Here is a 16,292-nt window from a genome sequence, read left to right as displayed (position 1 = left end):
CCGCGAAGCGCATCAGGGCTGATAACCGGCGCATGAGCCGTGCATGTTGCGGCGCGGATCATGCCTGCGTGCGCCGGACCCGGCGCTGGGGGCGCAGAAGGGGGCGGGTGGGGAGGCCGGTGCATGGGCGTTCCGCCTGCCCCGGCGCTGCTACCGCACCACGATTTCCACCCGCCGGTTCCGCGGTTCGCGGACGCCGTTGCGGGTCGGGATGGCGGGCTGGGTTTCACCGAGGGCGGTGATGGTGATGTCGCTGGCGGCGATGCCCTGGCGGCGGAGTTCGCTGGCGACGGCCTGGGCGCGGCGTTGGGAGAGGCGCCGGTTGGCGGCGGGGGTGCCGCTGCGGTCGGTGTGGCCGGAGACGTCGATGCGGGTGGTGCCGCTGCGGGCGGCGATGGCGGCTTCGGTGACGATCTCGCGCGCGCGGGTGGTCAGGCCGGCGCTGTTCAGGCCGAAATAGACGATGAAGCTGCGGGTGACGGGGGCGGGTGCCGCGGCGATTGGCGGTGGCGCGGGCAGCGGCTGCAGGGGCGCCAGGGCCTGGATTGGCGCGAGGGGCGGCGGGGCTTCCTCGCGGCCCAGGGAGTAGCGCAGGCCGAACAGGACGGCGTGGTGGTAGGGGCTGACCTCGGCGCTGCCGGTGGTGGGTTGGCGGCGGCCGTTGGTGAAGAGGTTGGCGTCGTGTTCGATGTCGAGCGTGCCGAGGAAGCGGTATTCGGCGGTGGCGGACAGGCCGGGCACCAGGTCGATCGGGAAGGCGGCGCCAAGGATGGCCTGGTAGGCCAGGGCGCCGCTGGTGTCGTCCACGGTCAGGCGTTGGCGGGTGCCCGCGGCGGCGAAGTCGCGCAGTTCGGACCAGACATAGCCGAGCCCGACGCCGGCATAGGGGCGGATCCAGGAGGCGCCGAGGTCGACATCGACGAGGGCGTTGGCCATCAGCCCCCAGTTCCAGAGCTGCCCCTGGCTGCGGTTGACGGGGGTGAGGCCGGGATAGCTGCCGGCGCTCTCCACCGCATTGGCGCGCAGGCTGCCTTCCAGTTCCACGCGGATGCCGTTGCCGAAGCCGTAGCCGAGTGCCAGCAGGCCCATGGCCTGCGGTTCGAAGCGGATGTCGCCGCTGCCGCGCAGGGTGTTCTCCAGGGTGCCGCCGGGCTCCACACGGGTCGATTGCGGCTGGTTCACGCCGATGCCGGCGGAGACGTAGAAGCCGGCGGGCGACTGGGCCTGGGCCGCGGGGGCGAGTGCGGGCGCGGCCAGCAACGCGGCGCTCAGCAGCAACGGTCCACCCATTCTCATGCCCAAGCACCCCGTTCCGCCATCCGGCGGGACAATGGCGTATTCATGAGACGGGCGGAATAGATATTCAGAAGCCGCCGCCCGCCGCGAGCCAGGCCTGTTCCGCGGCCGTGCTGGGGCGGCCGAGGGCGGTGTTGCGGTGGGGGAAGCGGCCGAAGCGCTGGATGACGATGCGGTGGCGCCAGGCATAGTCGATCACGCCGCCGGGCGCGGCCATGGCGGGGATGTCGCGCAGGCCTTCGAACAGGGCGACGGACAGATCCTGGTCCGCCAGGGCTTCGCCATGTTCGAAGGGCAGGTAGAGGAAGCTGCGCTGGGTGGGCGCCAGGGCCAGGTCGAAGCGGCGGTCCAGCACGGCGCGGCGGGCGATGGCGCGGGCGTGGTCGTCGCTGGCGAAGGCTTCCGCCTGGCCGCGGTGCAGGTTGCGCGGGAACTGGTCCAGCACCAGCAGCAGCGCCAGCGCGCCTTCCGGGGAAGCGCCCCAGGAATCCAGCGCGCCCTGCCGGGCCGGGCGCAGCAGGTCGCCGAAGCGGCTGCGGATGTCCGCGTCGAAGGCATCGTTCTTCTCAAACCAGGCCTTGCGGAAGGTGTCGGGGCCTTCGCTGAACCAGAAGGCGAGGACGTCGTCGAAATGGGTCATGCGAGGGCCATGTCCAAAAGGCGGATGGAGTGCAGGGCGGGCCGTTTCGCCAGGTCGGCGATCTGGTGGCGGCAGGAGGTGCCGTCGGCGACGATGAGGGCCGTGGGCGCGGTGCGGCGGATATGCGGCAGCAGGGAGAGTTCCGCCATGGCGATGGAGGTGGGCAGCTTCTCCGCATCATAGCCGAAGGCGCCGGCCATGCCGCAGCAGGAGGAGGTGATCGGCGTCACCTTCAGGCCGGGGATGCGGGTGAGGGTGGCCACCGCGGCGGGGAAATCGCCGACGGCCTTCTGGTGGCAATGGCCGTGGATATGCGCCTCCGCCCCGATCGGCTTCAGCTGCAGCGGCGCCCTGGTCTTGGCCAGCCATTCGGAGACGAGCATGGCGCGTGCCGCCAGCTTCTGCGTGGCTTCGCCGGGGAGCAGTGACAGGAATTCATCGCGCAGGGTCAGCAGGCAGGAGGGTTCCAGCCCGAGCACGGGGCTGTCCCAGGCCGATAGCGCCGCGCGGGTGCGGCGCGCCTCGGCGCGGGCTTGCTCGACCATGCCGGCGGCGAGCCAGGTGCGGCCCTCGTCCAGCGGGCGCGATCCCCGCGCGGGGCGGGCCACGGCCGGATCGGCGCCCGCGGCGCGCAACACGCGGATGGCAGCTCGTATATTCTCGGGCTCGAAGTAGCGGTTGAAGAGGTCGGGCAGCAGGATGACCTCGTTGGCGCGGCCATCGGGCGCGCGCAGTTCCGCATCGTGGAAGGCATCGCCGCGGAAGCGGGGCAGGGTGCGGCCGGCGGCGAGGCCGGTCAGGCGCTCGCTCAGCTTCGCCAGGCCGGGGATCAGGTCGCGCGCGTTGAAGAGGATGGGCGCGATGGCGGCATAGGGCGCCCAATGCGGCATGCTGGCGATCAGCCGGTCGCGCAGCGCCACGCCGCGCGCGCGGCCGCGGGCATGGGCGGCCTCGATCTTCATCTTGGCCATGTCGACCCCGGTCGGGCATTCGCGCTTGCAGGCCTTGCAGCCGACGCAGAGGGACATGGCCTCCGCCACCTCGTCGGCGGCCAGGCCCTCGCTGCCGAGCTGGCCTGTCAGCGCCAGCCGCAGCGTGTTCGCGCGGCCGCGTGTCAGGTGCTGTTCCTGCCGCGTGGCGCGGTAGGAGGGGCACATGGCGCCGGCATCGAATTTCCGGCAGGTGCCGTTGTTGTTGCACATCTCGACCGCGCCCAGCAGGCCGCCCTGCGGGCCCGGCCAGGCGGACCAGTCGAGCGCCGGCGTCACCGCGGGATCGGCCGCATAGTCCGGGCCGTAGCGGAACAGCGTCCGGTCATCCATGCGCGGCGGGTGCACCACGCGGTTCGGGTTCAGCAGGCCATGCGGCAGTTCGGGCGTGCCCGGGTCGAAGGCGTCCTTCACCGCCTCGAAGGCCTTGACGATGCGGGTGCCGAACATCGGCACATGGAATTCGGAGCGGACGATGCCGTCGCCATGCTCGCCGGAGTGCGAGCCCTTGTATTCACGGACGAGCGCGAAGCACTCCTCCGCGATCGCGCGCATCTTGGTGACGTCCTCGCCCGACTTCATGTTCAGCACGGGGCGGACATGCAGGCAGCCGACGCTCGCATGGGCGTACCAGGTGCCCTTGGTGCCGTGCTTCGCAAAGACGTCGTTCAGGCGCTCGGTGTAGTCGGCGAGGTCGGCGAGCGGGACGGCGCAATCCTCGATGAAGGAGACCGGCTTTCCGTCGCCCTTCATGCTCATCATGATGTTGAGGCCGGCCTCGCGCACCTCCGCCACGCGCGCCTGGAAGCCGGCATCGGTGATGCGCACCACCTGGCCCGGCAGGCCGAGGTCGCCCATCATCTCCTCCAGCCGGTCCAGGCCCTGCAGCAGGCTGGCGTCGTCATGGCCGTGGAATTCCACGATCAGCAGGCTGTCCGGCTCACCGATCAGGATTTTTTCGATCGTGTCGCGATAGATGGGAATCGACCGGCCGAGGTCGATCATGGTGCGGTCCACCAGCTCCACCGCCTCCGGGTCCAGCGTCACCAGGTGCTGGGACGCGGCCATCGCCTGGCGGAAGGACGGGAACTGGCAGATCCCCAAGACCTTGCGCGGCTTGATCGGCCAGAGCTTGAGGTCGAGCGCAGCAGAGAAGGCCAGCGTGCCCTCGCTGCCCACCAGCAGCCGCGCCAGGCTGCCGCGGCCGGCGGCGCGGCCGGCCGGGGTCAGCGCATCGAGGTTGTAGCCCCCGACGCGGCGGAGCTGCGTCGGGAATCGCGCCGCGATTTCCTCCGCCTCCCGCGACCCGATGGCGCGCAGCTTGGCGACGAGGTCGGCCACGCTGCCGGGCACGTCGGGGCCGAGATTCTCCGGGATGTCGCCGAAGCGGAAGCGCGTGCCGTCGGCCAGGATGGCGTCGATGGCGCGGACATTATCCGCCATCAGCCCATAGCGGATGGACTTGCTGCCGCAGGAATTGTTCCCCGCCATGCCGCCGATGGTGCAGCGCTGCCAGGTGGAGGGATCCACCGGATAGAATTGCTTCGACGCCTTCAGCGCCTCGTTCAGCGCGCCGAGGGTGATGCCGGGCTCCACCGTCGCGGTGTCGCCCTCGATCGACAGCACGCGGCGCAGATGCGGCGTGCAGTCCAGCACCAGGGCGCGGTTCACCGTCTGGCCGCACTGGCTGGTGCCGCCACCGCGCGGCAGCACCGGCACGCCTTCCTCCCGGCAGATCGCCATGGCGGCGGCCACATCCGCCAGGCTGCGCGGCACCAGCACGCCGACCGGCATCTGCTGGTAGATGGAGGCATCGGTCGCATAGCGGCCGCGATCGCCGGCGGAGAACAGGACCTCGCCCTCCGTCTCCCGCTGCAGGCGCTGTGCGAAGCGGCTGTCGGCGATCCTGGCCGCGGTTCCGATGCTGGCGTTCATGCGGTCTCTCCCATCGCCCGCTGTGTAGCGCGGGGCGCGGCCGCTGTCCGATCTATAACTCTTATCAATTCCACAAGGCTTACTCATTGGCGAGCGGCATTGTCGGGGGTTAGGTAGGGGCAACCGAGGGAGCCCCGCCGCCATGGCCTATTTCCAGTCCAAGCCCAATTCCGGCCGCCATTTCCTGCACATCCCGGGGCCCTCCAACGTGCCGGACCGCATCCTGCGCGCCATGGACCACCCGACCATGGACCATCGCGGCCCGGATTTCGGCAAGCTCGGCGCCCAGGTGCTGGAGAAGGCCAAGGCGATCTTCAAGACGCAGTCGCATGTGGTGATCTACCCCGCCTCCGGCACCGGCGCCTGGGAAGCCGCCCTGGTCAACACCCTTTCGCCCGGCGACCGCGTGGTGATGTGCGAGACGGGCTGGTTCGCGCATCTGTGGAACGAGATGGCGGAGCGGCTCGGCATCGTCGCGGACTTCGTGAAGACCGATTGGCGCCGCGGCGCGGATGTGGACGCCATCGGCCAGAAGCTGCGCGACGACAAATCCCACGCCATCAAGGCGGTCTGCGTCGTGCACAACGAGACCAGCACCGGCGCGACGTCCCGCATCGCCGAAGTGCGCGCCGCCATGGATGCCGCCGGCCACCCGGCGCTGCTGCTGGTGGACACCATCTCCGGCCTCGGCTCCATGGACTACCGGCATGACGAATGGGGCGTCGATGTCACCGTCTCCGGCAGCCAGAAGGGGTTGATGCTGCCGCCGGGCCTGTCCTTCAACGCGATCAGCGCCAAGGCCATCGAGGCCAGCAAGTCCGCGAAGCTGACGCGCAGCTTCTGGGATTGGAAGCCGATGCTGGCGGCCAACGCCACCGGCTATTTCCCCTACACGCCCGCCACCAACATGCTCTACGCGCTGGACACCGCCTGCGACATGCTGCTGGAGGAAGGCCTCGACAACGTTTTTGCGCGGCATGACCGGATGGCGGAGGCGACGCGCCGCGCGGTGCGGCATTGGGGGCTGGAGGTGCAGTGCGAGGATCCGCGGCATTTCTCCAGCGTGCTGACCGCCGTGCGGCTGCCGGAGGGCCACAGCGCCAATGCGCTGCGCGCGACCATCCTGGAGAAGTTCAACATGTCGCTGGGCAATGGCCTGGGCCAGCTGAACGACCGCGTCTTCCGCATCGGCCATCTGGGCGACATCACGCCGCTGCAACTGGTGGGCGCCCTTGGCGGGGTGGAGATGGGCCTGCGTGCCGCCGGCATCCCGCACCAGGCGGGCGGCGTGCAGGTGGCGATGGACTATCTGGGCGGGAACGCCTGACAGGGCCACTCATCACGCCTCCGGGATGATGCGCGCGGGGGTTGCGCCCCCGCGGCGGCCCCATGCCATCCTTCGCCCGCCCGCAAGGGCCAATGGAGGAAACAGCATGAACCGCTCTCCCGCCCCGTCGCGCCGCGCCCTGCTGGGCGCGGCCGCCGCCCTGGCCGCGACGCCCGCCCTGGCGCAGCGCCGCTTCGGCGCCGATGCCCCGCCGCAGCGCTACCCGGACCCCGACATCATCGCCCTCGACCCGAAGCGCTTCGGCGCCAAGCTGGGCAATTCCGCCATCACCCGGCTGCACACCGGCATGGGCTGGGCGGAAGGCCCCGCCTGGCACGCCACCGGCCGCTTCCTGGTCTGGTCGGACATCCCGAACGACGAATGCCTGCGGCTGAACGAGGAGGACCATTCCGTCCATCGCCGCTTCCGCAGCCCCTCCGGCTATTCGAACGGCAACACCTTCGACCGCGAGGGACGGCAGATCGCCTTCCGCCACTTCCATCGCGACGTGGTGCGCTACGAGCCGGATGGGCGCGTCACGGTGCTGGCCGCGCGCGGCCCGGACGGCCCCTTCAACGCGCCGAATGATGGCGTGGTGCACCCGGAGGACGGGGCGCTGTGGTTCACCGACCCCGGCTATGGCGGGCTGATGGACTACGAGGGCAACCGCCTGCCCGAATCCGCGAACTCCCCGCGCCCCTTGATCAAGGAGGCGATCTACCGGATCGACGCGCAATCCGGCCAGGTGGCGAAGGTGGCGGATGAGGTGTTCAAGCCGAACGGCCTGTGCTTCTCGCCCGACTACCGCACCCTCTACGTGGCCGATACCGGCCGCAGCCACTACCCGGACGCCGCCAGCCAGATCTGGGCCTATGACGTAAACGGCCCGCGCCTCAGCAACCCACGCCGCTTCGCCGAGATGACGATGGATGGCCGCACCGGCATGGTGGACGGCATCCGCTGCGACGAGGCGGGCAATGTCTGGGGCGCCATGGGCTGGGTGGGGGAGGGGTATGACGGCGTGCACGTCTTTGCCCCCGACGGTGCCCGCATCGGCCAGATCCGCCTGCCGGAGATCTGCGCCAACATCTGCTTCGGCGGCACCAGGCGGAACCGGCTGTTCATGTGCGCCAGCCAGTCGCTCTACATGGTGCCGGTGGAGACGCGCGGCGCGCATTTCTGCTGACCTCCCAATGGGTCAGGGCCGGGCGCCGCGGCTTGCCAGCCCGCGGCGGCCGGCCCACCCTGCGGCGCGACGAAGCGGGGGGAAGAGCCGCATGCCGATCGAGGTCTGGACCTGGCCGACGCCGAATGCCCACAAGGTGCATATCGCGCTGGAGGAACTCGGCCTGCCCTACACCGTGGTGCCGGTGAACATCGGCGCCGGGGAGCAGTTCAGGCCGGATTTTCTCGCCATCACGCCGAACCACCGGATCCCGGCCATCGTCGATCCGGAGGGGCCGGGGGGGCAGCGGCTGACGCTGTTCGAATCCGGCGCCATCCTGGTCTACTTGGCGGAGAAGACGGGCCGGCTGCTGCCCGCGGACCCGGCCGGCCGCTACCGGGCGCTGGAATGGCTGATGTTCCAGATGGGCGGCGTTGGCCCGATGTTCGGCCAGTACGGCCATTTCCACGCCTATGCGCCGGAAGACGTGCCCTATGCCAAGGCGCGCTATGCGAAGGAGGTGCAGCGCCTGCACAGGGTGCTGGACAAGCGCCTGTCGGAGGCCGCGTTCCTCGCCGGCGCCGAATACTCCATCGCCGACATCGCCACCTTCCCCTGGGTCCGCAACCCGGAGCGTCGGAAGATCGACCTGTCCGAATTCCCGCATGTCCGGCGCTGGCACGATGCCATCGCGGCACGACCGGCCGTGCAGCGCGGGGTGCATGTCCTTGCGGCGAACCAGCGCGTTGGTGGCATGACGGACCAGGAACGCGAGAACCTGTTCGGCAACACACAGTTCCAGGCACGCTGAATCATGGCAGAGATCGACCACATCGTCGTCGGCGCCCGCACGCTCGAGGAAGGCGCCAACTGGATCGAGGCGCAGCTTGGCGTGCGCCCGACCCCCGGCGGCAGCCACCCCGGCATCGGCACGCACAACATGCTGCTGGGCCTGGGGCCGGAAACCTATCTGGAAGTGATCGCGCCCGATCCCGGCCAGCCGGAGCCCGCGCATCCGCGGCCCTTCGACCTGGATGACCCTTCCGTGAAGCTGATGCTGGAAGCCGGGCCGCACCTGCTGGCCTGGGTGGCGCGGACCCCGGCGCTGGACGCGGTGGCGGCACGCCTCGGTGCAAGCCAGGGCGGGGAGGTGCGCGCCTGGTCGCGCGGCGACCTGACCTGGCGCATGGCCTTCCCCTCCCAGCGGCAGGACATGCGCAACCTGATTCCGCCGTTGATCCAGTGGGATGATGGCCGCGGCGCGGCGCCGCGCCTGGCCGATTCCGGCTGCCGGCTGCTGGCGCTGGAAGCCGAGCATCCGGACGCGGCGCAGGTGCAGTCCGCGATGCGGCAGCGCGGGCTGGAGGAGTCGCTGAAGGTCCGGCAAAGCCCGCATCCGCGCCTGGTCGCCCGCATGCGGCGGCCAGACGGGACGGAGATCGCGCTCAGCAGCGGCTAGCCGCCGGCGTGCTGCCCTTCTTCCGGGCAGGACGCCAGCGGGCGTTGCGGTATGGCGCGCTACCGGGCAGGCTGGTAACGCCAGACGCTGGCAGGCGGGAAGTTCATGGGGGTCCAGACCTCCCGCTTCGCGCTGAGTGCCAGCTTGCGGTAGGGCAGCGGCGAGGTGATGCAGTAGGTGTACAGGAGGAACCCCTTGCCCGGCGCCACCGACTCGACGGCCGAAACGAACCGCTGCTGGTCGGCCAGCGGCAGCATGACCAGGGGGATCCCGCAGATCGCCGTGCCGACCTTCCCATGCAGGGCCTTCGGCAGGTCGCGCGCCAGTTCGAAGGCGTCACCGCAGATCACATTGACGCCGGGCAGCGCGGCGCGCAGGTGGTCCGCCATGTCCCGCACGATCTCGACCACCACGAGCTTCTCCGCCGGCACGCCGGCAGCGAGCAGGGCGCGGGAGATCACGCCGGTGCCGGCGCCGAGCTCCACCACGACCTCGTCTTCCTTCCGGGCGACAAGCCCCGCAATCCGGCGGCACAGCGTGTCCGAGGACGGGATGATGGAACCCATCTGCAGTGGATTGGCCAACCACCGCTTGAAGAACAGGCTGGAATTCGCGACCTCCCGGTGCCGCGTCTCGACTGCGGGTCTGGCCGAGCCTGGCTCGTTCGTGATGTCTGACACCGCTTTCTCCTTGACAGATTTGTGACCATGTGCATCAGGCCAGCATTGTCGCGTGTAGCCGGATTGTCGTCATTCCGCCAGACAGGCTTGGTGATGGCCCGGGTGGGTTGCGACCTGTTCGCGCCAGGTTCGGGTGGTTTCCTGTCTGCTGGCCTCGGATCCAACGCCCAATGACCGCGCGTATCCTTGTCGTCGATGACATTGCGGCCAACCTCCGGCTGCTCGAGATCAAGCTGCTGAACGAGTATTACGAGGTGGCCATCGCCGCCTCGGGTCCCGAGGCGCTGACGACCGTCCAACGCTGGATGCCGGATGTCGTTCTCCTCGATGTCATGATGCCGGGCATGGACGGCTATGAGGTCTGCCGCCGGCTGAAGGCGCAGCCCGGCACCGCCCATATCCCCGTGGTCATGATCACCGCCCTGACGGATCCGGTGGAGCGGGTGCGCGGGCTGGAGGCCGGGGCGGACGACTTCCTCTCCAAGCCGGTGGACGACGCCACGTTGTTCGCCCGGCTGCGCGCCCTGCTGCGCATGAAGCAGGTGCTGGACGCCTGGCGGCTGCGGGCGGAGACGGCACGCGACCTTGGCTTCGAGCCGCCGCCCGGGCCTTCGCCCAGTGTCGCCGGCGCGCGGGCGCTGATCGTCAACGAGGATGCGGCAGAAGCCGAGGCGCTGGCGCAGGTGCTGGGCGCCGACGGCATCGAGGTGGCGCACTGCGCCGAGCCGACGGAGGCCTGGGACCTGCTGCAGGAGGGGCTGCACGACGTGGTGCTGCTGAGCCTGTCGCTGGATGGCGGCGATTCGCTGCGCCTGGCGTCACGCCTGCGGGCGCATGCCAGCACGCGCGACGTGCCGGTGCTGCTGGTCGCCGATCCCGGGCAGAAGGGGCTGGTGCTGCGCGGCTTCGACCTGGGCGCCAACGACCATGTGATCCGCCCGGTGGATCCGAACGAGCTGCGCGCCCGGGTGCGCAACCAGATCCGCCGCAAGCGCTACCAGGAAAGGCTGCGCGCCGATCTCGACCGCTCGCTGGAAATGGCGGTGACGGACCCGCTGACCGGGCTGCGCAACCGCCGCTATGTCCGCCGCCACCTGGAAGGCGTTCTGCGCAATTCCGGCGCCGCGGTGCTGCTGATGGATGTGGACCGCTTCAAGGCGGTGAACGACACCTATGGCCATGCCTCCGGCGACGTGGTGCTGCGCGAGGTGGCGGAGCGTGTGCGCGGGCATCTGCGAGCGGCGGACGTGGTGGCGCGCTATGGCGGCGAGGAATTCCTGGTGGTGATGTCCGGCGCCGCAACCGAGGACGGGATGCTGGTGGCGGAGCGCCTGCGGGCGGCCATCGCCAATGTGCCGGTCGTGGCGGAGGGTATTCCGCTGACCATCACGATGAGCATCGGCGTCGCCGCCGGCGGCATCGGCGCGCAGGCGGATGACGTGATCAGCGCCGCGGATGCGGCGCTGTACCGCGGCAAGAACAACGGCCGCAACCGGGTGGAGGCGGCGCTGAAAAGCGACTGGCCCCCCGCCGCCGACCAGGGCAAGCCCGCCGCCCGCAGCGCGCGTTAGCACCGCGCTGCGTTCACCAGAATGCAGCGCGGCCCTGGACACCTTGAAGTCAGCGCAGGCAATGCGTTCGGATGATCCATCCGAACGCAAGCCGCCCCGATCGCGGGCCGCCCCTGGCCAGGGAAAACCCGCGCCACCCGCAGCGGGGCGGGGGGGAGCGGGGCCAGCGGATGGCGCGCCGGGCCTGGTGCCGCCGGGTCCGTCGCCAGCCCCAATGACGAAAGCCGCGCCGGACAGGGTCCAGCGCGGCGTCGGTTCCGGCAGCGGCGGAGGAAAGACCCCCGCGCGACGGCTACTTGATCTTGGACTCGCGGAACAGCACGTGCTTCCGGGCGACCGGGTCGTACTTCTTCATCTCGAGCTTGCCGGTGGCGTTCCGGGTGTTCTTCTTGGTCACGTAGAAATAGCCCGTGGACGGCTCCGCCGTGCTCACCAGCTTGATCAGGATGGTATTGGCCTTGGCCATCGTACAGGTTCCGGAACTGGAAACGGTTTGCGGGCGGGTCTTGCGGCCCGCCCGACAGAGGGGCGTGTTCTAGCCCCCCTGGGGCGAAGGTCAAGCGATTCAGTTGGCCGATCAGTTGGCCGTGGCGCCGCTGGCGCGCACCACCGGCACCCACTCCGCCAGTTCGCGCTTCAGGAAGGCGGCGAATTCGGCCGGGCTGCCCTCCGCGATCGGCGGCAGGTCCTGTTCGCGCAGGCGCGTCGCGGTGGCGGGTTCCAGCAGCGCCTGGCGCACCGCGGCGTTCATCCGCGCCACGATCGCCTCCGGCGTGCCGGCCGGGGCGAACAGGCCGAACCAGGAATAGGCCTTGTAGCCGGGCAGCCCGGCCTCTGCCGCCGTCGGCACCGCCGGCATCAGCGGGGAGCGTGCCGCGGTTGCCACCGCCAGGCAGCGCAGCCGGCCCGCGGCGTGGTGCGGCGCGATCAGGGCCGGGGTGTCGAAGCAGATGTTCACCTGGCCGGCCAGCATGTCCGTCAGCATCGGCGCGCTGCCGCGATAGGGCACATGCGTCGCCTCCGCCCCGATGGCGTTCAGGAAGGCCACGGCGCCGATATGCGCCGACCCGCCGGCGCCACCCGTTCCATAGGCGTATTTGCCCGGATTGGCCTTCAGCAGCGCGATCAGGCCGGCGAGGTCGGCGACGCCCAGCGCGGGATGCACCGTGGTGCAGATCGGCACCATCACCGTCGGCGCCACGGCGATGAAGTCGCGCTCCGGGTCGTAGGGCAGGCGGTCGCCATAGAGGCCCACCGCCAGCACATGGGTGGAGATGGTGCCCATCAGGAACACGCTGCCATCCTTCGGTGCCCGCGCCACCGAATCGGAGCCGATGGTGCCGCCCGCGCCGCCGCGATTCTCGATCACCACGGATTGCCCGAGGATCTGCTGGATGCGCGGCGCCAGCAGCCGGGTGGAGACATCGGTGCTGCCGCCGGCGGCGAACGGCACCACGATCCGCACCGGCCGCGTCGGCCAGTCGGACTGGGCCAGCGCCGGCGCGGCGAGCAGCGTGGCGGGCAAGGCGAGGGTGGTGCGACGGGTCAGCATGGGCGTGGTCCTGCAAGATGCGCCGCAGCATAGGCACGCGACGGGCGAGGCGGCCATGCACCCCCGCCCTGTGCGGCAACGTGGCGGGACTCGCGCGGGCGGCTATAACGCTGCGCATGCGCGACCTGCTGATCCACAATGCCCGCCTGCTCGACCCCGCCACCGGCCTGGATGGGCCGGGCGCGCTGCTGCTGCGGGGTGGGTGCATCGCCGATCTCGGGCCGGGTCTCACCGCGCCCGAAGGGGCGGAGACGCTGGATGCCGGCGGCGCCTGCCTGGCCCCCGGCCTGGTGGATCTGCGCGCCGCGCTGGGCGAGCCGGGCGCCGAGCATCGGGAGACCATCGGCTCCGCCGCCCTGGCCGCCGCGGCGGGCGGCATCACCACGCTCTGCGCCCTGCCGGACACGCAGCCCGCCATCGACGACCCGGCGCTGGTCGCCTTCCTGGCCCGCCAGGCCGCCGGCAGCCTGACCATCCTGCCCTATGGCGCGGCGACCCGCGGCTGCGCCGGCAAGGACCTTGCCGAATTCGGCCTGCTGCGGGAGGCCGGGGCCATCGCCTTCACCGATGGCCGCCGCGCCATCGGCTCCGCCCGGCTGATGCGCCTGGCGCTCTCCTATGCCCGGGCCTTCGGCCGCTTCGTGGTGCAGCATCCCGAAGACCCCTCGCTCGCCGCCGGCGGTGCGGCGACGGAGGGGGAGCGCGCGACGCGCATGGGCCTGCCCGGCATCCCGCCCGCCGCCGAATCCATGATGGTGGCGCGCGACATCGCCCTGGCGCGGCTGACCGGCGGGCATGTGCATTTCGCCCATGTCAGCACCGGCGCGGCGCTGGACCTGATCCGCGCGGCGAAGACCGAGGGCCTCAGCGTCACCTGCGACACCGCGCCACCCTATTTCGACCTGAACGAGACGGCGATCGGCGAATACCGCACCTATGCCAAGCTCTCCCCGCCGCTGCGGGCGGAGGCGGACCGGCTGGCGGTGGTGGCGGCGCTGGCGGATGGCACCATCGATGCCGTGGCCTCCGACCACCAGCCGCATGATGCGGACGACAAGCGCCTGCCGTTTGCCCAGGCGGAACCCGGCGGCACCGGGCTGGCGACGCTGCTGGCAGTGACCCTGGCGCAGGTGCATGGCGGGCGGCTGGACCTGCTGGAGGCCATCGGGCTGATGACGGCCCGGCCCGCCGCGCTGCTCGGCCTCGGCTCCGGCCGGTTGAAGCCCGGCGCGCCGGGCGACCTCGTGCTGTTCAGCCTGGAGCGCGGCTGGCAGGTGGTCTCGGGGAAGCTGCCGGGCAAGGCGCAGAACACGCCCTTCGACGGCCGCGCGCTGGAGGGCCGGGTGCTGGGCACCTGGAAGGATGGTCGGAGGGTGTTCGGATGACCACCGGGCTGATCCTCGCGGGGCTGCTCGGCTATTTGCTCGGCTCCGTGCCCTATGGGCTGCTGCTGACCCGCGCCGCCGGGCTGGGCGATGTGCGCGCCATCGGCTCCGGCAGCATCGGCGCGACCAATGTGCTGCGGACCGGCAACCGCAAGCTGGCCGCGGCGACGCTGGTGCTGGACGCGGCCAAGGGCGCCGTGGCGCTGCTGCTGGCACGCTGGATCTGGGGCGAGGATGCGGCGCTGCTCGCGGGCTTCTGCGCCTTGCTGGGGCACACCTTTCCCCTCTGGCTCGGCTTCAAGGGCGGCAAGGGTGTGGCCACCGGCGCCGGCGTGCTGCTCGCGGCGCAGCCGGGTCTCGGGCTGCTGCTGCTGGGTGTCTGGCTGGCCATGGCGGCGCTGACGCGGATTTCCTCGCTGAGTGCGCTGACCGTCTGCGCCCTGGCGCCGGTGGTCGCCGCGCTGTCCGGCGACTGGCGGCTGGCCGGGTTCTGCCTGGGCGTCGCGCTGCTGATCGCGATCCGCCACCACGCCAATATCCGCCGCCTGCTGGCGGGCACGGAGCCGCGGATCGGCAAGACCCGGTGACCTTCCGGATCCGCCCCTATCGGTCGGAGGATCTCGACAGCCTGTATGCGATATCGCTCGCCACCGGGGCGGCCGGCGGCGATGCGGCGGCGCTGTATGAGGACGGCCGGCTGGTCGGCCACATCTATGCCGCGCCCTATGCCGCACTGAGTCCCGGCCTGATCCTGGTGGTCGAGGACGCGGCGGGCGTGGCGGGCTTCGTCCTCGGGGCACCGGACACCCGGGCATTCGAGGATCGGCTGGAACGCGAATGGTGGCCCGCGCTGCGGCAGCGCTACGCGGCGCCCTCGGGTGCCGCCTGGGCCTGGACCCCTGATGAGCGCCGGCGCCACCGCATCCACGTGCCGCGGCGCACGTCGGAGCAGGTCGTGGCGGCGTTCCCGGCCCATATGCACCTGAACCTGCTGCCGCGCGCCCAGGGCCAGGGGCTGGGAAGGACCCTGCTGGCGGCCTGGTGCGACAGCCTCCGGCCGGCTGGCCTCCATGTCGGCGTCAATCCGGACAATGGCGGTGCCCTGGCCTTCTGGGGGCGTTGCGGGTTCCAGCGGCTGGCGCCGGCCGAGGGCGTCGTCTGGCTGGGGCGCGCGCCGTGAACGACGCCCTGGCGCGGCTGCGGCTTTCCCGCACCGAGGGCATCGGCCCGGCCACCTTCCGCCGCCTGCTGGCCCGCCACGGCACCGCCCGGGCGGCGCTGGCCGCGCTGCCGGCCCATGCCGCGCGCAGTGGCCGCAGCTTCGCCGCCCCACCCGAGGCGGTGGCGGAGCGCGAGATGGCGGCGGTGGCGCGGATGGGCGGGTCCTTCCTGTTCCTGGATGACCCGCTTTACCCGCCGCTGCTGGCGCTGCTGGAAGATGCCCCGCCGGCGCTGGCCGTGCTGGGGGATCCGTCCGTGCTCAAGCGCCGCCAGGTGGGCGTGGTCGGCGCCCGCGCGGCCTCCGCGGGCGGGCGCCGGGTGGCGGAGGAGCTGGCGGCCGGGCTCTGCGCCGGCGGCATCGCCGTCACCTCCGGCCTGGCGCGCGGCATCGATGCGGCGGCGCATCTCGGCGCGCTGGGGGCGGGCGGGCGCACCGTGGCGGTGGTCGCCGGCGGGCTGGACCAGCCCTACCCGCCGGAGCATGCGGCGCTGCAGGCGCGCATCGCGCAGGAAGGCGGCGTGGTGGTGGCGGAGGCGCCGCTCGGCACCGCGCCGCTGGCCCGCCATTTCCCGCGCCGCAACCGCATCGTCGCCGGGCTGGTGCTGGGGCTGGTGGTGGTGGAGGCGGCGCTGCGATCCGGCAGCCTCATCACCGCGCGCCTGGCGCTGGAAGCGGGGCGGGAGCTGTTCGCGGTGCCCGGCAGCCCGCTGGACCCCCGCGCGCGGGGCGGCAACGACCTCATCCGCCAGGGCGCGCATCTGGTCGAAACGGCGGAGGATGTCTTCGCCAGCCTGCCCGCCCAGCCGCTCGACCTGCCGCTGTTCAACCTTCGGGAGCGACGCGATTTGCCGGCTGAGCCGCTGCCGGAGGCGGAATCCCCCTCCGAATCCACTGCCCAACTGCTTGAATTGATTGGCACCACACCAGTAGCCGTTGACGATCTGGTCCGCCGCTGCCACCTCTCGGCGCCATCCGTCCAGGCTTTGCTGCTCGATCTGGAGCTGTCGGGGCTGGTGGAAACCCTGCCCGGCAATCGGGTCGTGCGGTCCTCAGGCTGACCGGGCAGGCCAA

The 16,292-nt window shown here is 71.3% G+C and carries 15 protein-coding genes; 9 read left to right on the top strand and 6 right to left on the bottom strand.

The genetic code is table 11. From position 1 onward, the window contains the following. Window positions 1-150: 150 nt before the first annotated feature. The 3 genes from HEQ75_RS18210 to HEQ75_RS18200 all read right to left on the bottom strand — a co-directional run bounded on the left by HEQ75_RS18210 (window position 151) and on the right by HEQ75_RS18200 (window position 4,860). Entirely contained in the window at window positions 151-1,290 is a 1,140-nt protein-coding gene (locus HEQ75_RS18210; protein WP_235961903.1) for an OmpA family protein, read from the bottom strand. Between the two features lie 73 nt (window positions 1,291-1,363). Beyond that, window positions 1,364-1,936: a DUF924 family protein gene (locus HEQ75_RS18205; protein WP_168033309.1), complete on the bottom strand. Its 573-nt coding sequence runs from the start codon at window positions 1,934-1,936 to the stop codon at window positions 1,364-1,366. Further along, window positions 1,933-4,860 carry an FAD-binding and (Fe-S)-binding domain-containing protein gene (locus tag HEQ75_RS18200; RefSeq protein WP_168033307.1) on the bottom strand — a complete coding sequence of 976 codons (2,928 nt, stop codon included), beginning with the start codon at window positions 4,858-4,860 and terminating at the stop codon, window positions 1,933-1,935. The genes HEQ75_RS18205 and HEQ75_RS18200 overlap by 4 nt, the downstream gene beginning before the upstream one ends. Before the next feature lie 142 nt (window positions 4,861-5,002). On the opposite strand from HEQ75_RS18200, the gene HEQ75_RS18195 reads away from it, so the two are divergent. The 4 genes from HEQ75_RS18195 to HEQ75_RS18180 all read left to right on the top strand — a co-directional run bounded on the left by HEQ75_RS18195 (window position 5,003) and on the right by HEQ75_RS18180 (window position 8,811). Next, window positions 5,003-6,187, top strand: coding sequence for a pyridoxal-phosphate-dependent aminotransferase family protein (locus HEQ75_RS18195; protein WP_168033305.1), 1,185 nt, complete (start codon window positions 5,003-5,005; stop codon window positions 6,185-6,187). Window positions 6,188-6,293: 106 nt separating this feature from the next. Further along, window positions 6,294-7,373, top strand: a complete 1,080-nt coding sequence (locus HEQ75_RS18190; RefSeq protein ID WP_168033303.1) for an SMP-30/gluconolactonase/LRE family protein — start codon at window positions 6,294-6,296, stop codon at window positions 7,371-7,373. Between the two features lie 91 nt (window positions 7,374-7,464). Further along, window positions 7,465-8,163, top strand: a complete 699-nt coding sequence (locus HEQ75_RS18185; protein ID WP_168033301.1) for a glutathione S-transferase family protein — start codon at window positions 7,465-7,467, stop codon at window positions 8,161-8,163. 3 nt (window positions 8,164-8,166) lie between these two features. Next, the gene (locus HEQ75_RS18180) at window positions 8,167-8,811 is read left to right on the top strand and encodes a VOC family protein (protein WP_168033299.1); all 645 of its coding nucleotides are present in this window, start codon (window positions 8,167-8,169) and stop codon (window positions 8,809-8,811) included. Between the two features lie 59 nt (window positions 8,812-8,870). Here HEQ75_RS18180 and HEQ75_RS18175 read toward each other — a convergent pair whose 3' ends face one another. Next, window positions 8,871-9,491 carry a class I SAM-dependent methyltransferase gene (locus tag HEQ75_RS18175; protein ID WP_328734326.1) on the bottom strand — a complete coding sequence of 207 codons (621 nt, stop codon included), beginning with the start codon at window positions 9,489-9,491 and terminating at the stop codon, window positions 8,871-8,873. 170 nt (window positions 9,492-9,661) lie between these two features. Here HEQ75_RS18175 and HEQ75_RS18170 point away from each other — a divergent pair, with 170 nt between their 5' ends. Continuing rightward, window positions 9,662-11,062 carry a PleD family two-component system response regulator gene (locus HEQ75_RS18170; protein ID WP_168033297.1) on the top strand — a complete coding sequence of 467 codons (1,401 nt, stop codon included), beginning with the start codon at window positions 9,662-9,664 and terminating at the stop codon, window positions 11,060-11,062. Between the two features lie 292 nt (window positions 11,063-11,354). On the opposite strand, the gene rpmG is transcribed toward HEQ75_RS18170, so the two are convergent. Together rpmG and HEQ75_RS18160 are read right to left on the bottom strand one after the other, a co-directional pair. Beyond that, window positions 11,355-11,528 (bottom strand): 50S ribosomal protein L33, encoded by a 174-nt coding sequence (gene rpmG, locus HEQ75_RS18165; RefSeq protein ID WP_168033295.1) that lies wholly within the window; start codon window positions 11,526-11,528, stop codon window positions 11,355-11,357. A 111-nt stretch (window positions 11,529-11,639) separates the two neighbouring features. Beyond that, entirely contained in the window at window positions 11,640-12,614 is a 975-nt protein-coding gene (locus HEQ75_RS18160; protein ID WP_168033294.1) for a Bug family tripartite tricarboxylate transporter substrate binding protein, read from the bottom strand. A gap of 116 nt (window positions 12,615-12,730) precedes the next feature. On the opposite strand from HEQ75_RS18160, the gene HEQ75_RS18155 reads away from it, so the two are divergent. From HEQ75_RS18155 to dprA, 4 genes are read left to right on the top strand one after another with little or no spacing between them, the layout of a single operon-like run. Beyond that, window positions 12,731-13,999 carry a dihydroorotase gene (locus HEQ75_RS18155; RefSeq protein ID WP_168033293.1) on the top strand — a complete coding sequence of 423 codons (1,269 nt, stop codon included), beginning with the start codon at window positions 12,731-12,733 and terminating at the stop codon, window positions 13,997-13,999. After that, window positions 13,996-14,586, top strand: coding sequence for a glycerol-3-phosphate 1-O-acyltransferase PlsY (plsY, locus tag HEQ75_RS18150; RefSeq protein ID WP_168033291.1), 591 nt, complete (start codon window positions 13,996-13,998; stop codon window positions 14,584-14,586). The genes HEQ75_RS18155 and plsY overlap by 4 nt, the downstream gene beginning before the upstream one ends. Then, a complete protein-coding gene (locus HEQ75_RS18145) occupies window positions 14,583-15,179 on the top strand; it encodes a GNAT family N-acetyltransferase (RefSeq protein ID WP_168033289.1) in 597 nt (198 codons plus the stop codon). Before plsY ends, HEQ75_RS18145 begins: the two co-directional genes overlap by 4 nt. Further along, on the top strand, window positions 15,176-16,279 hold the full coding sequence (dprA, locus tag HEQ75_RS18140; protein WP_168033287.1) for a DNA-processing protein DprA: 1,104 nt from the start codon (window positions 15,176-15,178) through the stop codon (window positions 16,277-16,279). Before HEQ75_RS18145 ends, dprA begins: the two co-directional genes overlap by 4 nt. Window positions 16,280-16,292 lie beyond the last annotated feature (13 nt).

It is taken from the genome of Falsiroseomonas selenitidurans (genome assembly GCF_012103215.1).
In the GTDB taxonomy this organism is placed as follows: domain Bacteria; phylum Pseudomonadota; class Alphaproteobacteria; order Acetobacterales; family Acetobacteraceae; genus Falsiroseomonas; species Falsiroseomonas selenitidurans.
Note: the sequence above shows the minus strand (reverse complement) of the source record. Positions and strands in the feature narration are given on the sequence as shown.